At 70.6% G+C, this 17,807-nt stretch carries 17 protein-coding genes and 1 tRNA gene; 2 read left to right on the top strand and 16 right to left on the bottom strand.

The window, feature by feature from the left end:
• Positions 1-15: 15 nt before the first annotated feature.
• The 15 genes from ACLQ2Q_RS08975 to ACLQ2Q_RS08905 form a co-directional block, all read right to left on the bottom strand.
• A complete protein-coding gene (locus ACLQ2Q_RS08975) occupies positions 16-585 on the bottom strand; it encodes a LemA family protein (RefSeq protein WP_425820565.1) in 570 nt (189 codons plus the stop codon).
• 98 nt (positions 586-683) lie between these two features.
• Entirely contained in the window at positions 684-1,997 is a 1,314-nt protein-coding gene (locus tag ACLQ2Q_RS08970) for a D-arabinono-1,4-lactone oxidase (protein WP_425820104.1), read from the bottom strand.
• Entirely contained in the window at positions 1,994-3,226 is a 1,233-nt protein-coding gene (locus tag ACLQ2Q_RS08965; RefSeq protein ID WP_425820103.1) for an alanine racemase, read from the bottom strand. The genes ACLQ2Q_RS08970 and ACLQ2Q_RS08965 overlap by 4 nt, the downstream gene beginning before the upstream one ends.
• Positions 3,227-3,326: 100 nt before the next feature.
• Positions 3,327-3,400, bottom strand: a tRNA-Leu gene (locus tag ACLQ2Q_RS08960).
• Between the two features lie 17 nt (positions 3,401-3,417).
• Complete coding sequence (locus ACLQ2Q_RS08955) at positions 3,418-4,818, bottom strand: NAD(P)/FAD-dependent oxidoreductase (protein ID WP_425820102.1); 1,401 nt, start codon at positions 4,816-4,818, stop codon at positions 3,418-3,420.
• 7 nt (positions 4,819-4,825) lie between these two features.
• Positions 4,826-6,127, bottom strand: coding sequence for a S8 family serine peptidase (locus ACLQ2Q_RS08950; RefSeq protein WP_425820101.1), 1,302 nt, complete (start codon positions 6,125-6,127; stop codon positions 4,826-4,828).
• The gene (locus ACLQ2Q_RS08945) at positions 6,124-6,642 is read right to left on the bottom strand and encodes a DUF501 domain-containing protein (RefSeq protein WP_425820100.1); all 519 of its coding nucleotides are present in this window, start codon (positions 6,640-6,642) and stop codon (positions 6,124-6,126) included. The genes ACLQ2Q_RS08950 and ACLQ2Q_RS08945 overlap by 4 nt, the downstream gene beginning before the upstream one ends.
• Before the next feature lie 38 nt (positions 6,643-6,680).
• A complete protein-coding gene (locus tag ACLQ2Q_RS08940; RefSeq protein ID WP_425820099.1) occupies positions 6,681-7,235 on the bottom strand; it encodes an FtsB family cell division protein in 555 nt (184 codons plus the stop codon).
• Positions 7,236-7,266: 31 nt separating this feature from the next.
• On the bottom strand, positions 7,267-8,547 hold the full coding sequence (gene eno, locus ACLQ2Q_RS08935; RefSeq protein WP_425820098.1) for a phosphopyruvate hydratase: 1,281 nt from the start codon (positions 8,545-8,547) through the stop codon (positions 7,267-7,269).
• Positions 8,548-8,665: 118 nt separating this feature from the next.
• Positions 8,666-9,334 carry an O-methyltransferase gene (locus ACLQ2Q_RS08930; RefSeq protein WP_425820097.1) on the bottom strand — a complete coding sequence of 223 codons (669 nt, stop codon included), beginning with the start codon at positions 9,332-9,334 and terminating at the stop codon, positions 8,666-8,668.
• A 31-nt stretch (positions 9,335-9,365) separates the two neighbouring features.
• Positions 9,366-10,373 (bottom strand): DUF1648 domain-containing protein, encoded by a 1,008-nt coding sequence (locus ACLQ2Q_RS08925; protein WP_425820096.1) that lies wholly within the window; start codon positions 10,371-10,373, stop codon positions 9,366-9,368.
• Positions 10,370-10,735 carry a GntR family transcriptional regulator gene (locus ACLQ2Q_RS08920; protein ID WP_425820095.1) on the bottom strand — a complete coding sequence of 122 codons (366 nt, stop codon included), beginning with the start codon at positions 10,733-10,735 and terminating at the stop codon, positions 10,370-10,372. Before ACLQ2Q_RS08920 ends, ACLQ2Q_RS08925 begins: the two co-directional genes overlap by 4 nt.
• A 173-nt stretch (positions 10,736-10,908) precedes the next feature.
• Positions 10,909-12,186: a histidine--tRNA ligase gene (locus ACLQ2Q_RS08915; protein WP_425820564.1), complete on the bottom strand. Its 1,278-nt coding sequence runs from the start codon at positions 12,184-12,186 to the stop codon at positions 10,909-10,911.
• A gap of 70 nt (positions 12,187-12,256) precedes the next feature.
• A complete protein-coding gene (locus ACLQ2Q_RS08910) occupies positions 12,257-12,859 on the bottom strand; it encodes a MazG family protein (RefSeq protein WP_425820563.1) in 603 nt (200 codons plus the stop codon).
• Between the two features lie 35 nt (positions 12,860-12,894).
• Positions 12,895-14,052: a Na+/H+ antiporter NhaA gene (locus ACLQ2Q_RS08905; RefSeq protein WP_425820094.1), complete on the bottom strand. Its 1,158-nt coding sequence runs from the start codon at positions 14,050-14,052 to the stop codon at positions 12,895-12,897.
• A gap of 98 nt (positions 14,053-14,150) precedes the next feature.
• On the opposite strand from ACLQ2Q_RS08905, the gene ACLQ2Q_RS08900 reads away from it, so the two are divergent.
• Together ACLQ2Q_RS08900 and ACLQ2Q_RS08895 are read left to right on the top strand one after the other, a co-directional pair.
• A complete protein-coding gene (locus ACLQ2Q_RS08900; protein WP_425820093.1) occupies positions 14,151-16,823 on the top strand; it encodes a phosphoenolpyruvate carboxylase in 2,673 nt (890 codons plus the stop codon).
• Between the two features lie 50 nt (positions 16,824-16,873).
• On the top strand, positions 16,874-17,059 hold the full coding sequence (locus tag ACLQ2Q_RS08895) for a hypothetical protein (protein ID WP_425820092.1): 186 nt from the start codon (positions 16,874-16,876) through the stop codon (positions 17,057-17,059).
• A gap of 142 nt (positions 17,060-17,201) precedes the next feature.
• Here ACLQ2Q_RS08895 and ACLQ2Q_RS08890 read toward each other — a convergent pair whose 3' ends face one another.
• A complete protein-coding gene (locus tag ACLQ2Q_RS08890) occupies positions 17,202-17,801 on the bottom strand; it encodes a gamma carbonic anhydrase family protein (protein ID WP_425820091.1) in 600 nt (199 codons plus the stop codon).
• Positions 17,802-17,807: the final 6 nt, after the last annotated feature.

Below are 17,807 nucleotides of genomic sequence, written 5' to 3'. Positions count from 1 at the left end.
CGGCGTGCGCGCGGATCAGAACTGCACGCGCGGGGGTTCGGAGATCGCCGCGCCGTCGATGACCTCGAAGAACTCGCGTTCCTGGAACCCGAGATTGCGGGCGAAGAGGTTGTTCGGAAAGATCTTGATCTTCGTGTTCAGCTCTCGTACGCCGCCGTTGTAGAAACGGCGGGACGCCTGGATCTTGTCTTCGGTGTCGACGATCGAGTGCTGCAGCTGCAGGAAGTTCTGGCTCGCCTGCAGCTGCGGATACGCCTCGGCCACCGCGAAGAGGCTCTTCAGCGCTTGCTGCAGGTGTCCCTCCGCCACGCCGGCTTCGGCGGGTCCGGCGGCGGTCAGGGTCTCTGCTCGGGCTCGCGTGACGTTCTCGAAGACCGCCTTCTCATGGGCCGCGTAGCCCTTGACCGTTTCTATGAGCTGCGGGATCAGGTCGGCTCTTCGCTTCATCTGCACGCTGATATCGCTCCAGGCCTCGTCGACCCGGACGTTGAGCTGCACGAGCGAGTTGTACGTCGCCCACAGGTAAACGCCGGCGATCACGACGAGCGCGACCACGATAAGAACCGGAATGAGCCATTCCCACATAGCCACGGACTCCCTTCGAGATGATCCTCATCATCCTAGCCGCGGCTCTCTGCGAGGCACCGGATGCGCGGGTGCTTCTCAGCGGCAGAGCCGGGCCGTCACCGCCCCAGCACCCGTTCGAGGTAGTGATTCGCGAACATGCGCGACGGGTCGAGCCGATCGCGCAGCGCGACGAAGTCGTCGAACCTGGGATATCGCGTGCGCAGCGCCTCGGCATCCAGAGTGTGCATCTTGCCCCAGTGCGGGCGCCCGTCATGTGCGAGCATGATCCGCTCCACCGCTTCGAAGTACTCGGTGGGGTTCTCCCGCCAGTAGCGGTGCACCGCGATGTACGCCGTGGCGCGACCGTGCGCCGTTGAGAGCCACAAGTCGTCCGCGGCGGCGAAGCGCACCTCGACCGGGAAGGAGATCTTCCACCCTCGTCGGCTGATGAGCGCACGCATCTCGGTGAACGCTGCGCCCACGTTCTCGACCGGCAGCGCGTATTCCATCTCGCGGAAGCGCACGGTGCGGCTCTGGGTGAAGACCCGCGTGGAGACATCGGTGTACTCACGGTCCCCGGTGAGCCGCACGGCGAGGCGGCTGAAGGGGGGGACGATGAACGGCGCGACCGCTCCGAGCCCGCAGGCGACCCGGTACAGCCCGTTGGAGAGCACCGCCTCGTCGATCCATCGGCCGACGCGCGGAAGAGGCAGCCGCACGGCGCTCTCCGGAAGGCGGGTGTTCGTCTTCGTCAGGGCGACGTCGGTGTGCGGGAACCAGTAGAACTCGAAGTGATCGGCCTGGGCCGCGCGCGAGAGCATGTTCGCGAGCACGTCGTCGAGCGGTTCCGGGTGCTCCACGGCGTGCAGCACGAAGGCCGGCACGCACTGCAGGGTGACATCGACCAGGATGCCGAGGGCGCCGAGCCCGAGAGCGACCGCGGGCAGCAGATCGGCGTTCTGGGTCTCATCGACCGTCAGGAGCGCGGCATCCGCCGTCACCAGCGTCGCACCGACGACCTGGGTGCTGATGCCGCCGAACCGGGCGCCCGTGCCGTGCGTGCCCGTGGAGATGGCCCCGGAGATCGATTGGCGGTCGATATCACCGAGGTTGGGCATCGCGAGGCCGTGTGGCGCCAGCAGAGCAGGAATCCGGTGCAGGCGGGTTCCCGCGAGCAGGCGGACGCGCAAGCGCTCCGTATCAACCTCCACCAGCCCAGTAAGGTCCGAGAGGTCGAGGAGGACTCCCGGTGCCAACGCGATGCCGGTGAAGCTGTGACCGGCGCCGACGGCCTTCAGCCGGGTACCGCGTGCACCCGCGGCCTGCACCGCCCGCTGCACCGCGTCGACGGTCGCCGGCGTCTCCACGCTCCGCGGCCTCACCTTCGCGGTGCGACCCCAGTTCTCCCACGTGCCGCCGGGGCGCGTCACAGGAACGCCCGCCCTTCGCCGCGGTAGGTGGGAAGCTCTCGCACGACGTGATCGCCTTCGACGAGGTGAAAGGCGTCGACGCGTTCTGACAGCTCCCCGCTCTTTGCGTGACGGAACCAGACCCTGTCCCCCACCGCGAGGCGTCGCGCCGCCGGCCCCTGCAGCGGTGTCTGCACTTCGCCGGCACCCTCTCGGGGCAGCGTCTGGAGGCCGGCCGGCCAGACCGGAAGCGGCTGGCGCGACGCCACGGGGGGCCCGGAGGCGATCCATCCGCCGCCCAGCACCGTCGCCACGTCGGGCAGGGGCTTTCGGACGACATCGAGTGCGAAAGCCGCGGCCGGAGCGGGATCGAACGCACGGTAGCCGTCGAAGAGATGTCCGCCCAGCAGTCCGCTGCCGGCGGTGAGCTCGGTGACGGCGGGGTCTCCGGCCGTGTACTCCAGGGAGCCGGTGCCGCCGCCGTTGACGAACTCGAGGGGAGCGATGCGGCGGACGCCTTCGACGATGGCGGACCGGCGCGTGAGCAGCTCCTCGCGCGAGCGGCGCTGCATCCAGCGGATCACGCCATCGCCGGAACCGGTGTCGTCGGGCTGACCGGCGATCTGGGCCTCGTACATCATCAGGCCGACCAGCGTGAAGCCTGGGCGGTCGACGACGCGGCGCGCGAACGCGGCGACCTCGCCAGGAGTGAACAGCGGCGAGCGGCGCACGCCGATGTGCCCGAGACCGGGAGCGCGCCACGAGGCGTCGGCATCGATCGCGACCCGCACGTTCGCGCGCCGTCCCGGCGCCGCGATCGCGTCGATCAGATCGAGCTGCGCGAGGTCATCGATCATCAGGGTCACCCGTGCCGCCGCGCGGTCGTGGATGAGGAGCCGTGCGAGTGCCGCGCGGTCGGCCGTCGGGTATCCCACCACGATGTCTTCGTAGGTCTCCGCAAGCCAGAGCGCCTCCGGGAGCGTGAAGGCGAGGATGCCGCGATAGCCGGGCAGACGCAGCGTGGCATCCAGCACCTCGCGCACCCGGATCGACTTGCTGGCCACCCGGATCGGCACGCCGCCGGCCCGCACCAGCAGGTCGAGCGCGTTGTTCCGCAGGGCATCGTTGTCGATGACCGCGACGGGCGCGGACAGGGCGCTGGTGGCCGTCGTCAGCCGGCCCCACCACGCCGCCGGGTCGCTCCATCCAGGAACCGGGGCGGCGGTGGCGGGGGCGGTCAGATCGAGCACGGAGCCCAGCCTAGGGCCGCGCGAGGACCGGCGACTGCACGCGCCGACCGAAGCGTGCGCCGACGCCATCCATCACCGCCGACGGGCCGTGATCCGGGGGTACCCCCGCCGGGATTCGAACCCGGACTGAAGCGAGTTTAAGTCGCCTGCCTCTGCCGGTTGGGCTACGGGGGCCCGACCTGAGGCCCGGTCTAGCGGGCCGCCGCGGTCTGCTTGACGGGCGCCTCGGTCTTGGGCGCCTCCTCGGGCGCCTCCGGAACCTTCGGCTGCGCGGGGCGCGGGCGCGCCGCGAATTCCTCGAAGACGTAGCGCGGGTTCTGCACGGCCTGCAGCGTCACGATGTCGCGGCCGAGCCAGAGGTTGTTCCACCAGCCCGACAGCACCCGGAACTTGCGCTCCCACGTGGGCATCGCGAGACCGTGGTAGCCGCGGTGCGCCACCCAGGCGATAAGGCCCTTGAGCGCGAGGTTGCCGGACTGGAACACGCCGTCATAGAGACCGAGGCCGGCGACGGCGCCGATGTTCTTGTGCACGTACTCGCGGGGAAGTTCGCCGCGAAGCACCGCAGTGAGGTTCTTCGCGAGCAGCTTCGCCTGGCGGACCGCGTGCTGCGCGTTGGGCACGCAGTACCCGCCGACGCCGCCTCCGGACAGGTCGGGAACGGCGGAGACGTCACCGGCGGCCCACGCCCCCTCGACGATCTCGTCCTCGGTGCCGACGCGCAGGTCGGCACGGGTGGCGATGCGACCCCGCTCTTCGACGGGAAGGTCGCCCCCGCGCACCACCGTGGGGTTGGCCATGACACCGGCGGTCCAGATGATCAGGTCGCTCGGGATCGTCTCACCCGTCGACAGCTCGATGTTGCCGTCGATCGCACCCTGCACCTGCGTGTCGAGGTGGATGTAGGCGCCGCGCTTGGCGAGGTCCTTCAGCACCCACTCGCTCGTCTTCAGCGAGACCTCGGGCATGATGCGGCCCATCGCCTCGATGAGGTGGAAGTGCGTGTCCTCGAAGGTGAGCTGCGGGTAGTGCTTGAGAAGCCCAGAGGCGAAGGAGCGCAGCTCTGCGAAGACCTCGATGCCGGCGAAGCCGCCGCCGACCACGACGACGGTCAGCAGGCGGTCGCGCTCGGGTCCCGGGGGAAGCAGGGCCGCCCGGTCGAAGTTGGTCAGCAGGCGGTCTCGGATCGCGACGGCCTCCTCGATCGTCTTCAGCCCGATCGCGTTGTCGGCGATGCCGGGAATGGGGAAGGTGCGCGACACGGCGCCGGCGGTGACGACGATGTGGTCGTACTCCTGCTGCCACGGCGCGCCATCGGGCGGCGTGATGGTGGCCGTCTTGTGCGCGTGGTCGATGCCGGTCACCTTGGCGGTGATGACCGTCGTCCTCTTCAGGTGACGGCGGAGGGCGACCACGGAATGGCGCGCCTCGATGGAACCGGCGGCGACCTCGGGGAGGAACGGCTGGTAGGTCATGTAAGGCAGCGGGTCGACGATCGTGACTTCGGCTTCACCCTTGCGCAGGTGCTTCTCGAGCTTCCACGCGGTGTAGAAACCGGCATATCCGCCACCGACAATGAGGATCTTGGGCACGGTGAGGCTACTCCTTGAGAGGATCTTGGCTCGGCGTGCGGGTTGCGCGCGCCAATCGAATGCGCCGGGCAGCAGCGGTGACGCCGAGCCCGATAAGGATAGCAGGCACCGTGAGGGCGAGCAGAGGCAGCGTCCCGTAGAGCAGGGTGTCCTCGGACGGCAGAAGCGCGGATGCGTCCTCCGACGGCGGGTCGGGCGCGGGAAGCGGCGGCACCTCCACCGGCGCCGCCGACGGCGCAGCCTGCGGAGCGGAGTCGGCGCGGCGGTAGAGGCGGACCCACTCGGCGAGGCTGCCCATGGGGTTCTCGTCGACGCGCGGCACGTCGGCCGTGACGGCGGCCCCCGCATCCACCAGGCCGTAGCCGTACAGCGGGTCGGGAACCGTGGTGGAGCCGGCGGCCGGACGAGCGGTGGCGATGATCCTGTTGATCACATTCGACGCATCCAGGGAGGGATGCGCGGCTCGCACGAGCGCCGCGATCCCCGCGACGATCGGCGCCGCACCGCTCGTACCGCTCCAGGTGACGAGGCGCCCGTCAGCCGAGACGCCGAGGAGCCCCTCGCTCGGAGCCGACACGCCGATCACGATTCCCTGGGTCGACGCCTCCAGGCTCGCTGCGCCGGTCGGATCGACCCCCGCGACCGTAAGCACGCCCGGGATGGTGGCAGGCGCGCCGACCGCCGTCGTGCCGCTCCCCCGGTTGCCGGCGGCGACCACGACCACGACGTCCTTCTCGAACGCGTACAGGAACGCGTCGTCCCAGCTCTCGTCCCAGTCGAGGGTGTTGGTCGTCAGGGACAGGTTGATGACGTCGGCGCCGTTGTCGACGGCCCACACGACGGCATCCGCGATCTGCTCGCTGAAGCCCACCGGCGCCGATGCGCCGAACCCGACCGAGACGGACAGCAGATCGGCCTCGGGCGCCACGCCGATCATGCCGCCGCCGGTGCCGTTGCCGCGCCCCGCGGCGAGGGAGCCGACCCAGCTGCCGTGGCTGCGATCCACCGCGCCGATAGGTGTGCGCCCGTCGTCGGAGCCGATCCCGGAGACGTCGGTGCCGCCGACGACGGCGCCCTCGAACTCGATGGGTCCCTTGGCGATGCCGGTGTCGATGACGGCTATGCGCACGCCGGCGCCGCGCGTCGTCTGCCACGCGTTCCGGATGCCGTAGGAATCGAGCCAGTACTCCGCCTTGCGCACCGGATCGTTCGGGTCCTCGGGCACGGGCGGCGGCGGTGCCGCGGCGGTCAGCACGAACATCGCGGCGGCGGCCACCGCTACGACGGCCGCGCGCAGGACCCGGGTCATCCGGCCGACCCCGGCTCTGCGCATTCGCAGCGCTGCGGCGACCAGGTTCCGCGGACGAGCGCCGCATCGCCGATCGGGTTGACGCCGGGACCGGCCGCAAGCGCGTGTCCCGCCAGCGCGTGCAGGCACTTCACCCGGTTCGGCATGCCGCCGGCCGAGATGCCGTCGATCTCCGGCACCTCGCCGAATCCGGCGCGGTCGCGGAGGTAGGCGTCGTGGGCCCGGGCGTAGGCGGCGCGGAGGTCTTCGTCGTCACCGAGCTCGTCGTTGAACTCGTTCATCACCTGCGTGGCCTCGAGCGCCGACATCGCCGCCGCCGCCGCCGGGTGGGTCAGGTAGTAGAAGGTCGGGAACGGCGTGCCGTCGGGCAGACGCGGAGAGGTGGCGACCACCGTGGGGTTGCCGCACGCGCACCGGGCGGCTATGCCGATCACGCCGCGGGCGGGGCGCCCCAGCTGAGCGGAGACGACGTCGAGATCGCGGGCGCTCGGTCGCGCGAAGGGAGGGGTCGTCACGTCTTAAGGCTACCGGCGCCCGCTGAGATGCCGCTGGGTCAGGGCGCGGGTGTCGTGCTCGGTGCGGGGTCCGGCACCCCGATCGTCGGTGCGCGGATCACATCCGCCATGCCCGCCGACGTCACGGACCGCACGAGCTGCGCCATCCAGTCGGTGCGCGTCTCGGCGACCTCGTCGCTGATGGGATCGGGTTCCTGCGGCACGAGTGCCGCCTCGAGGTCGTTGTCGACGAGGTAGACGACCTCTCCCGGACGCACGTAATAGAGACGCTCCCTGGCCTGCGTGGTGATGTACGCCGGATCCTTCCAGCGGTCGCTCTCGGCTTCGAGCTCGGCAACCTCCTCGCGGCTCCCCTGCACCGACTGCTCGAGCGCCTCGATCTGCTGCTGCTGGTCGAGGTACGTGCCGAACGTCGGCACCAGCACGAACGTCGCGAGCACGACCAGTCCCAGCATGATCACCATGAAGCCGGACAGCCGGATGCCGCCGAGCCACGCGCGCACATCGACCTGACGGCGCTCCGCGCCGGGTGCCCGTCCCGGCGTCCGCGAACCGCCGGACACAGCGGAGGGGGGAGCCGTGGTCTTGGCCATGACTCCCCCCTCTCGGAATGCGTGTGCGAGCTCAGCCCTCGTAGCGCTTGAAGGCGGAACGCCCGGCGAACACCGCGGCGTCTCCCAGTTCCTCTTCGATGCGCAGGAGTTGATTGTATTTCGCGACGCGCTCGCTCCGAGCGGGCGCGCCGCTCTTGATCTGACCCGAGTTCGTCGCGACGGCCAGATCGGCGATCGTGGTGTCCTCGGTCTCACCCGAGCGGTGCGAGAACATCGTCGTGTAGCCGGAGCGGTGGGCCAGGTCCACGGCATCCAGCGTCTCGGACAGCGTGCCGATCTGGTTGACCTTCACGAGGAGCGAGTTGGCGACGCCCCGCTTGATGCCGTCCGCGAGGCGTACCGGGTTGGTGACGAACAGGTCGTCGCCGACGAGCTGGATCTTCGATCCGAGCTTCTCGGTCAGGTGCTTCCAGCTGTCCCAGTCGTCTTCGGCGAGGGCGTCCTCGATGGTGATGATCGGGTAGGCGTTCGCCAGTTCGACGTAGTAGTCGGTGAGCTGCTCGGCGGTCCAGTTCTTGCCCTCGAAGACGTACGAGCCGTCCTTGAAGAACTCGGTGGCTGCGACATCCATGCCCAGCGCGATCTCGGTGCCGGGCGTGAAGCCGGCCTTCTCGATGGCCCGGATGAGGAAGTCGAGGCCCTCGCGGTTGCTCTTCAGGTCGGGGGCGAAGCCGCCCTCGTCGCCCAGGCCGGTGGCGTAGCCGGCGCTCAGCAGCTCGCCCTTCAGCACGTGGTAGACCTCGGTGCCCCAGCGGAGCGACTCGGCGAACGTCTCGGCCCCGATCGGCGCGAGGAAGAACTCCTGCATGTCGATGCCGTTGTCGGCGTGCGAGCCGCCGTTGATGACGTTGAACAGCGGCACGGGGAGCACGTGTGCGTTGGGCCCGCCCAGGTAGCGGAACAGCGGCAGATCGGCGGAGTCGGCGGCCGCCTTGGCGACGGCCAGGCTCACGCCGAGGATGGCGTTGGCGCCGACGCGCCCCTTGTTCTCGGTGCCGTCGACCTCGACGAGGATCTCGTCGACGATACGCTGCTCGCTCGCCTCGATGCCCTCGAGTGCGGGGCCGAGCTCGTCGATCACCGCGGCGACGGCCTTCAGCACGCCCTTGCCGCTGTAGCGGGTCTTGTCTCCGTCCCGCAGCTCGTAGGCCTCGAAGGCCCCGGTCGACGCGCCGGAGGGGACGGCGGCCCGCTGCACGATTCCGTCGTCGAGGAGCACCTCCACTTCGACCGTCGGGTTACCGCGCGAATCCAGGATCTCGCGTGCGCCTACTGCCTCGATCAATGCCACGGGGAAAACTCCTTGCTCAGTGGATGGTGCGTGGAGCGTCGTCGATCCGCGGCCAGTCTAGCGACGCGGATGCCGCGGCATGGGGCTCGAGGCGACCACGTGTCGCGCGGCGGCGCCGTCACACGACCAGCGCGACCGCCACGCCGTCCCACCCCTTGACGCCGACCGTCTGCAGCGCCGTGGCGTCGAACCGCGGATCGGACCCGAGCATCTCGAGAGCGTCGCGCGTGCCGCGCACCATCGAGTCGGTCGACCCGCTGTTCGCGATCTCGCCCGCCCGCCCCACGTTGTCGAGCACGATCACCGTGCCCGCCCGCCCGAGTCGGGCCGCCCAGTCCAGGTACACCGTGTTCGACTCCTTGTCGGCGTCGACGAAGACGAAGTCGAAGGGTGCCGTGCCCTCCAGCGAGGGCAGCACCTCCGCCGCTCGGCCGATGAGGATGTCGACGCGCTGGCCCACCCCGGCGGCGTCGACGTTCCCCCGGGCGATCTCGGCGTTGCGGGGTTCCGCCTCGATCGTGACGACCTGGCCCTCCGCGCCCACTCCTCGCGCCATCCAGATCGTGGAGTAGCCGCCGAGCGTCCCGATCTCGAGCACGCGCCGCGCCCCGGAGATGCGCACGAGGAGGTTCAGCAGCTTGCCGGATACCGGCGCCACCTCGATGGAGGGGAGCCCCTGCCGCCGTTGCGAGGCGAGCACGGCTTCGAGCGCCGGGTCGTGGCCGACCAGCGTGTCGGCGAGGTACTCGTCTGCGCGCTGCCAGTTCTCGGGGGTGGGCTCGGCCATGCGGCCAGCCAACCCGTGAGGAGGTTCGGCGTCAAGCCCGCTGGCTCGCCAGAGTCTGCAGGAGGGCGGCACCGGTCGTCGCATCGTCGGCCGTCACCACGACCCGCTTGCCGTTGGCGCGCAGTATCTCGACCCCTTCGCCCGCCCGCAGCACGATGCCGAAGCGGCCGGGGGCGAAGCGCAGTCCCCATCCGCCGAACTCGCCCATCGGATTGACCTGCACTGCCGACGCGGAGGCGATGTCCGTCAGCGGCACGCGGAACACGGGCCACCCCAGCGCCGAGCGGGCGGTGAGTCCCGCGTCATCGACGCGCAGGTGGAACGCGATGGTAGTCGCGGCGAGCCCTGCGACGAGCGCCGCGGCGAGAGTCACCACGACAGCGACCAGCACCCCTCCGGAGAGCCAGACCACCACCGCGGTGCCGACGAGGGCGACGACGGCCAGCCCGATGCCGGCCGCCGCACCCAGGCTGAGCGACGTCGTGGACAGCCACACGGCGCGTTCCCCCGGTGCGAGGTCGAGGGTCGAGAGCGTCCCGCGTGGGAGCGGCCATTCCTGGTGCGGCTGCAGGAACCAGCCGGCGATGCCAGCGAGCGCTCCCAGACCGGCCGCCAAGAGCAGCGCCGGCCAGACCGCCGGAGCATCCGCGGCGTCCGCGAGGCCGGCCTGCATGAGCACCGCACCCGTGAGGCCCACCGCCAGAAACACCGCCAGACCCAGCGCGAATGCCCCCATGAATCGGTAGGTCGGTCCACGCTCGCCGCGGCGGAGTCCCGGCAGCAAGGCGGCGGCGATCAATGCCGGTACGCCGAGCCCGAGCAGAACCGTCAGCAGCGGGAAGATCCAGCTGGGACCGAAGCCGTCCGGGCCGCCCGAGGCACCCCAGTGCGTCGCCGCAGGATCGGGCAGCGAGGGGAGGGCTGCGAGCTGGATGACGAGCGCGGCGATGATCGACAATGCCGGCAGGAGCACGGCGACCAGCGCGAAGCGGCCGGCCGCTCGGTCGGCGTTGCGGTCGGGACGGTGGTCGGTCGTCACGGGCGGGCTCCTTCTCTGGCGGTCTGCAGGACGAGTGAGGCGAGGGTGTCGGGGGCGAGGCCGAGGGCGTGCGCGTGGATCGCGAGGGCGAGGATCTCGCGGTGCAGCTCGGCGAGGGGGATGGCCGCCTCCGTCAAGACGGCGCCGCGCCCTCGGCGCATGTCCACGAGCCCTTCGTCGCGCAGCTCCTGGTAAGCGCGCAGGACCGTGTGCAGATTGATGCCGAGCGCTCCGGCGACCTCTCGGGCGGCCGGGAGGCGGTCACCCGGGCGCATTCGGCCGGCCGCGGCATCCGCCCTGACGGAGGCGGCGACCTGCGCGAAGAGGGCGACGTCGCTGTCGGGGTCGATGCGAATGAGCACGCCACTATTCTATAACAAGTAGAACAGTTTTGGGGCCCTCTCCATGAAGAGCGACGTTGTACGAGACGGAGATCACAGACCGCGACGGGGACGTGGTCGCCCGCGTCCGCCGCGCGGTCTACGTGCGCGAGAAGGGCCGGGTCAGCGCCCGCGCCACGACCTCGGCGGTTCAGTCAGGCGAGGGGCCGCACTTCGACCGCGTCGGTGCCGGCGCTCAGCGTGCCGAACGACGAGTATCCATCGGATGCCGCCCGCTCGAGCAGCGCCTTCAGGTTCTTCGTGCGCGGCTCCACGCGCACCCGCGAGCCGCCTGCCACGAGACGTGCCTTGTGCGTCATCAGCTCGGCCACCGGCACGTCGCGGTCGTACACCAGCACGACGGCGTCGCCGGCGGCTTCGGCGCCCGCATCGAGCAGGTCGACGAGACGCTCGAACCCGAGCGAGAACCCCACGGCGGGAACGTCCGAGCCGAGGAACCGACCGATCATCCCGTCGTAGCGACCGCCGCCGCCCAGCGAGTACGACACGCTCGGGTGTGCCAGCTCGAAGATCGTGCCGGTGTAGTAGCCCATGCCGCGAACGAGGAAGGGGTCGAAGACGAGAGGGATGCCGTCGCCGTCCGACAGGCCCACGGACCCGGCGGACGGCCGTGCCGCTGCGACGGCCTCGCCGATGCCCACCAGGTGGTCGACGATCTCCGCCGGGATCCCCTGCGGAAGCGCCTTGCGGATCTGGCGCTCGCCGTACGGGTGGTACTCCAGGGTCATGGGGCGGCGGGTGAACGCCTCGAACGCGTCGACGGCGCCGGGCGAGGCGCCCCGCTCCCGCAGCTCGGCGACCACTCCGTCGTGCCCGATCTTGTCCAGCTTGTCGATCGTGATCAGCACACCGGGGCGCTCATCCGCAGCGAAGCCGAAGCTCTCGAGCATCCACTCGAGTGCCCGTCGGTCATTGATGCGCACCGAGGCACCATCCAGGCCGAGGGCGTCGACGGCATCGAGGGTGGCCGCGATGAGCTCGGCCTCAGCCCGCGACGAGGCATCGCCGATGATGTCGATGTCGCACTGCACGAACTGGCGGTAGCGGCCTTTCTGCGGGCGCTCCGCGCGCCACACCGGCGCCACCTGGATCGCGCGGAAGACACCGGGCAGCTCGCCCCGGTGGCTCGCGTAGAAGCGCGCGAGCGGCACGGTGAGGTCGTAGCGCAGGCCGAGGTCGGTGAGGGCCGAAGGATCCTCGGCCGCCGCTCGGATGGCGTCCGTGTCGAGCCCGCGCTTGAGAATGTTGTAGGCGAGCTTCTCGTTGTCACCGCCGATGCCCGAGTGCAGTCGCGCGTAGTCCTCCATCACGGGGGTCTCGATCTCGTCGAACCCGTGGGCGCGGTAGCGATCGCGGATGACGGCGAGCACGCGTTCGCGGCGGGCCTTCTCGGCGGGGAGGAAGTCGCGCATGCCGCGCGGCGGGGTCACGGTTGCCACGTGCTCCAGTCTCCCATCCGCGGGGAGGCTCCCGCGGCGGACGTCATTCGGCGCCGCGGGTCTCCGACGAGCGGATGTCGGCCTCGAGCGTCCGAACGCGCGTGCGCAGCGCGCGCTCGGCATCCATTCCGCTCGCCCGCGCGGCCGCGACGAGGGCCAGCAGCGCGTCGCCGAGCTCCTCCTCGGATCGCGGCGGCGCTGCGGGTTCGACATCCACCCCCACACTCGCGGCCTTGCCGAGCACCTTCTGCGCCAGAGCCAATGCCGGCATCGCGTGCGAAACGCCGTCGAGCACGCTCTGACGCTGGTGCTTCTCCGCCGCCTTCGCCGCGTTCCAGTGCACGAGCACCTCCTCGGGCGTGCGCGCCGCCGCGTCGCCGAAGACGTGCGGATGCCGCCGCACCATCTTCTCGGTCAGCCCGGCGGCGACATCCTGGATGTCGAACGGCTCGATCTCGTCGCGCGAGGCGATCTCGGCATGGAAGAGCACCTGCCAGAGCAGGTCGCCGAGCTCCTCTCGCAGTTCCGAGCGGCTCCCGCCCTCGACCGCGTCGATCAGCTCGGCACTCTCCTCGACGAGATACGGGACGAGGTCCCGGTGGGTGATCTGCTGCGTCCACACGCAGCGATCCCGCACCACGTGCATGGTGTCGATCGCGGACTGCACCGCACTCGGATCGGTCAAGACGCCACCTCCGTCCTCTCCCCTCGGGCATAGACCCGCGAACGCCATGTGACCAGGATGCCGGCGAGGATCAGGGAGATGAGCGACCCGCCGAGCACGCCGAGGGTCGCCTGATCTCGCACGACGGGATCGCCGCCGAACGCGAGTTCGCCGAGCAGCAGCGACACGGTGAATCCGATGCCGCCCAGCGCGCCCGCGGCCAGCAGGTCGCCGAACGCGAGGTGCGGGGCCGCGCCCCTGTTTCCGATACGCAGCGACAGCCACCCGGCCCCGGCGATCCCGATCACCTTTCCGACCGGCAGCGCGATCAGGATCCCCCAGAGCGCCGGGGACAGGTCCGCCGGCGACACCTGCGGGATCACCACGAGGGCCGCGGAGAACGCGAAGATCGGCAGCACCACCCCGTTGATCCACGGTTCCATCTCGTGCCGCGTGCGCATCGCCGGGCCCTGCGCCATGGCGAGGCCGAGGAGCACCCCGGCGATGGTGGCGTGCACGCCCGACTGGTAGATGAGCACCCAGGTCAAGATCGCGAGCAGGACGAGCACGACCGCGATCGGCACCCGTGCCCGGGTGTCGAGCTGCCGGCTGAGGATGGCGAAGGCGACGACGGCCAGGAGCGCCGCGAAGAGCAGGCCGAAGTCGACGTCGGTGGCGAAGAGCACCGCGATGAAGATGATCCCCACGATGTCGTCGAGGATCGCGAGCGCGAGCAGGAACACGCGCAGACCGGATGGCAGACCCTTGCCGAAGACGGCGAGCACGCCCAGCGCGAAGGCGATGTCGGTCGCGGTCGGCACGGGCCATCCTTGCGAGACGTCGGTGCCGCCGGCGATCAGGAGGTAGATGGCGATCGGGACGATCACCCCGCCCGCGGCGGCGATCGCCGGCTGAAGGGCCTTGCGGAGGCTGTTCAGCTCGCCTCGCGTGAGTTCGTACTGGAGTTCGACGGCGACGACGAAGAAGAAGACGGCGAGCAGGCCGTCCGCGATCCAATGGTCGATCGAGAGCTGGAACACGCCCGGGATGCCGACGTAGGCGTGCATGAATTCTTCGACAGGTGCGCCGAGCGGGCTGTTCGCGATCAGCAGTCCGAGCACTGCGGCCGCGAGGAGGACCATCGCGGGGAACCGCGCGGATCGAAGGAGGGACATCGGGTCCTTTCGTGGGCGCTGTCCATCGTAGCGAGAGGGCTCGCTGCCGCCGTGAAACACGTGACGTGACGGAAACACCGCACGACTACCGTGAAAGCGTGCGAGAATTCACACAGACCGAAGCCATCGACCTCGTCGGCCGCTTCGAGGCAGGACAGGAACTTCCGGAGTCCATGCGATCCGATGTGCGGATGCTCGGGTCACTGCTCGGTCAGGTGCTGCGGGAGAGCGGGTCCCCCGGCCTCTTCGAGGACGTGGAGCGCCTGCGGACCGCGACGATCGACGCGTACACCGACGAGTCGCCGGAGGCGTTCGAGCGGGCGGTCGGCGTCGCGGAGTCGTTCACGGTGCAGCGCGCGGACGAGGTCGCGCGCGCATTCACGTGCTACTTCCACCTGGTCAACCTCGCGGAGGAGAGCCAGCGGGTGCGGATCCTCCGCGAACGGGACGGGAGGCCGGAGAAGGAGGACGCCACCGACTCCGTCGCGGCGGCCTTCGTGCGGCTGGCGGCCGAGGTGGGCGATGACACGGCCCTGCAGCGCCTTCAGGGGCTGCGCTTCCACCCCGTCTTCACCGCGCACCCCACGGAGGCGCGCCGGCGTGCGATCTCGACCACGATCCGCCGCCTCGCGGCCCTGCTCGCGGAGCACAACACCGCCGTACGAGGCGGCGCCGATGAGCGCCGCGCTCGCCGGCGGATGCTCGAGGAGATCGACACGCTCTGGCGCACCGCGCCGCTTCGTCAGGAGAAGCCGTCGCCCACCGACGAGGTGCGCGCGGTGATGGCCGTGTTCGACGAGACGCTCTTCACGGCGGTGCCGCATGTCTATCGACGGGTGGATGACGCCCTCCAGGGTGTTGCCGCGGGCCAGCGCGCCCCGGTCGTGCAGCCCTTCGTGCGGGTCGGCTCCTGGGTGGGCGGCGACCGGGACGGGAATCCCTTCGTCACGGCATCCGTCACCCGCAAGGCCGCCGGGATCGCCTCGGAACACGTGCTGATCGGACTCGAGCGCACGGCGGAGCGCATCGGCCGCACCCTGACGCTCGATGCCGTCACGACACCGCCGAGTCCCGGTCTGCTGGGGCTGTGGGAGCGGCTCGCCGCGGTCGACGAGGACGCGGCGGCCGAGATCGCGAAACGCTCTCCCGCTGAGCCGCACCGTCGCATCATGCTGCTGGTCGCCCGCCGCATCGCCGCCACCCGCGCCCGCGATGCGGACCACGCCTACGGCGACCCCGACGAGCTGCTGGCCGAGCTGCGCATCGTTCAGGAGTCCCTCGTCGCGGCCGCGGCTCCTCGGCAGGCCTACGGCACGCTTCAGCAGCTGATCTGGCAGGTGCAGTCCTTCGGCTTCCACCTCACCGAGCTCGAGGTGCGCCAGCACTCCAGCGTGCACGCTCGAGTGATCGCCGAGCTCGAGGCAGGGCAGACGAGCGAGCTCTCGACCGAGGTGCTCGACGTGTTCCGCGCGGTCGCGTTCGTGCAGAAGCGGTTCGGCCCCCGCGCCGCGGGGCGCTACATCGTGTCGTTCACGCGGTCGGCCGAGGACCTCGCCGCCGTGTACCGCTTGGCCGAGTTCGCGGCGGCATCCGGCGGTCGCGCACCCGTGCTCGATGTCATTCCGCTCTTCGAGACGTTCGCCGACCTGCAGGCCGCGCCCGGCATCCTCGCCGAGGTCGTCGAGCACCCGGCCGTCGCGGCGCGCCTCGCGCAGACCGGCCGCCGCATGGAGGTCATGCTCGGCTACTCCGACTCGTCGAAGGACGTCGGGCCCGTCGCGGCGAACCTGGCCCTCTACGAGGCCCAGGCCGCGATCTCGGCGTGGGCGCGGGAGGCGGGCATCGAGCTCACTCTGTTCCACGGCCGCGGCGGGGCGCTCGGCCGCGGCGGAGGGCCCGCGAACTCCGCCATCCTGGCGCAGCCGCCGCACTCGGTCGATGGCCGTTTCAAGCTCACCGAGCAGGGCGAGGTGATCTTCGCCCGGTACGGAGATCCCGCCATCGCCATGCGGCACATCGATCAGGTGGCGGCCGCCACGCTGCTCGCCTCCTCCCCGGGCATCGAGCGGCGCAACAGCGCCGCCGCCGAGCGATACGCGGACATCGCGGCCACGATGGATGCGGCATCCCGGGATCGGTTCTTCTCACTTGTCAAGGCGCCCGGCTTCGCACCGTGGTTCGCGACGGTGACGCCGATGGAAGAGGTCGGCCTGCTGGCGCTCGGATCCCGCCCCGCGCGCCGAGGGCTGTCGGTCGAATCGCTGGAGGATCTGCGGGCCATCCCGTGGGTCTTCGCCTGGACGCAGGCGCGCATCAACCTCGCCGGATGGTTCGGTCTCGGCAGCGCCCTCGAGGCGGTCGGCGACGAAGAGCTGCTGCGGGAGGCGTACCGCGAGTGGCCGCTGCTGCACGCGATGGTGGACAACGTCGCGATGAGTCTCGCCAAGGCGGACGCCCGGATCGCGCGCAAGTACCTGGAACTGGGAGACCGGGACGACCTCGCCGAGATCGTGCTGCACGAGATGGCTCTGACGCACTCGTGGGTGCTGCGGGTCACCGGGAGCGACGGCGTGCTGTCCAACCGCCCGATCCTGCAGCGAGCGGTGAAGATGCGGAGCCCCTACGTCGACGCCCTGTCGCTGCTGCAGCTGCGGGCGCTGCGGGCCCTGCGCGACGCACCCCCCGGCGCCGAGACGCCCGACCCGGAGCAGCAGCGCCTGCTCCTGCTCTCGGTCAGCGGCGTGGCCGCGGGCCTGCAGAACACCGGCTGACACGCGCGTCGCTGCGGCCGATGCCGCCGCGCAGGGCTACCGTGACCCTCATGAACACCAGATCCATGGTGGCAGCCGAGAAGTGCCCCCAGTGCGGCTCGTTCGATGTGCGGGCCATCGAGCCCCGGTGGTTCGCGGTCGAGTTCGATCGCCGGACCGAGCTCCGGTCGGAGGACTCCGGCTGGGTCGAGCGCATCGAGTTCGGATGCCGCGACTGCAGCACCGTCTGGGCCTGAGACTGCGCTTGCGCGCCGAGTCTGCGGCCGCGGGCCGCAGTCTCGGCGCGAAGACGCTGTGTCGGCGCGAAGACGCAATGTCGGCGCCGACCCGCAGTGTTGCGGGCGGGAGTGGCGGGAGTTCCGCGCCCGACCCGGCGCGTCAGCCGATCTGATGATCGTTCGCGTGGCGCGCGAGGCTCCGGCCGTACCGCTCGGTGAGCTGCACCATGAGGTCGGGGGTGTCCCGGTCGATGCCGAAGACGTACCCCGGGAAGTCGAGTTCCTTCTGGGCCGCCCAGATGTCCTCGTGCCGGTCGGGGGAGAGCAGCTGCGCGGGGTCGCCGACCGCCACCCATCCGATCGGCACCACGGTCTCCGCCGCAAGCACGGTTCGCAGGTGCACGACCGCGTTGATGCGCACCTCGCACCGGTCGCCGATGCGGGCTCCGTTGAAGACGCGGGTGCCGGTGGCGAGGAACACCTCGTCACCGACCGTCGCACCGCTCACCGTGGCCCCGGGCCCGATCAGGGTGTGGTCCCCGATGTGCACCGGGTTGGCCGCGCTCCCCCGGATGACGGCGTTCTCCATGACGATGACGTTCTGGCCCAGGATGATGGGCCCGCCCTCCGCCGTCACCACGGCTCCGTGCAGCAGCTGACAGTCGGCGCCGATCGTCACGTCGCCGCTCACGACGGCCGTCTCCGCGACGACCGCGTCCCGGTGGATGCGGGGTCTCGCCCCGAGGTGCTCGAACTCCACGTGTTC

The sequence above is a fragment of the Microbacterium sp. DT81.1 genome, assembly GCF_049844955.1.
Classification (GTDB): domain Bacteria; phylum Actinomycetota; class Actinomycetes; order Actinomycetales; family Microbacteriaceae; genus Microbacterium.
The sequence above is the reverse complement of the archived record's forward strand: the minus strand, read 5'-3'. Positions and strand labels throughout refer to the sequence as shown.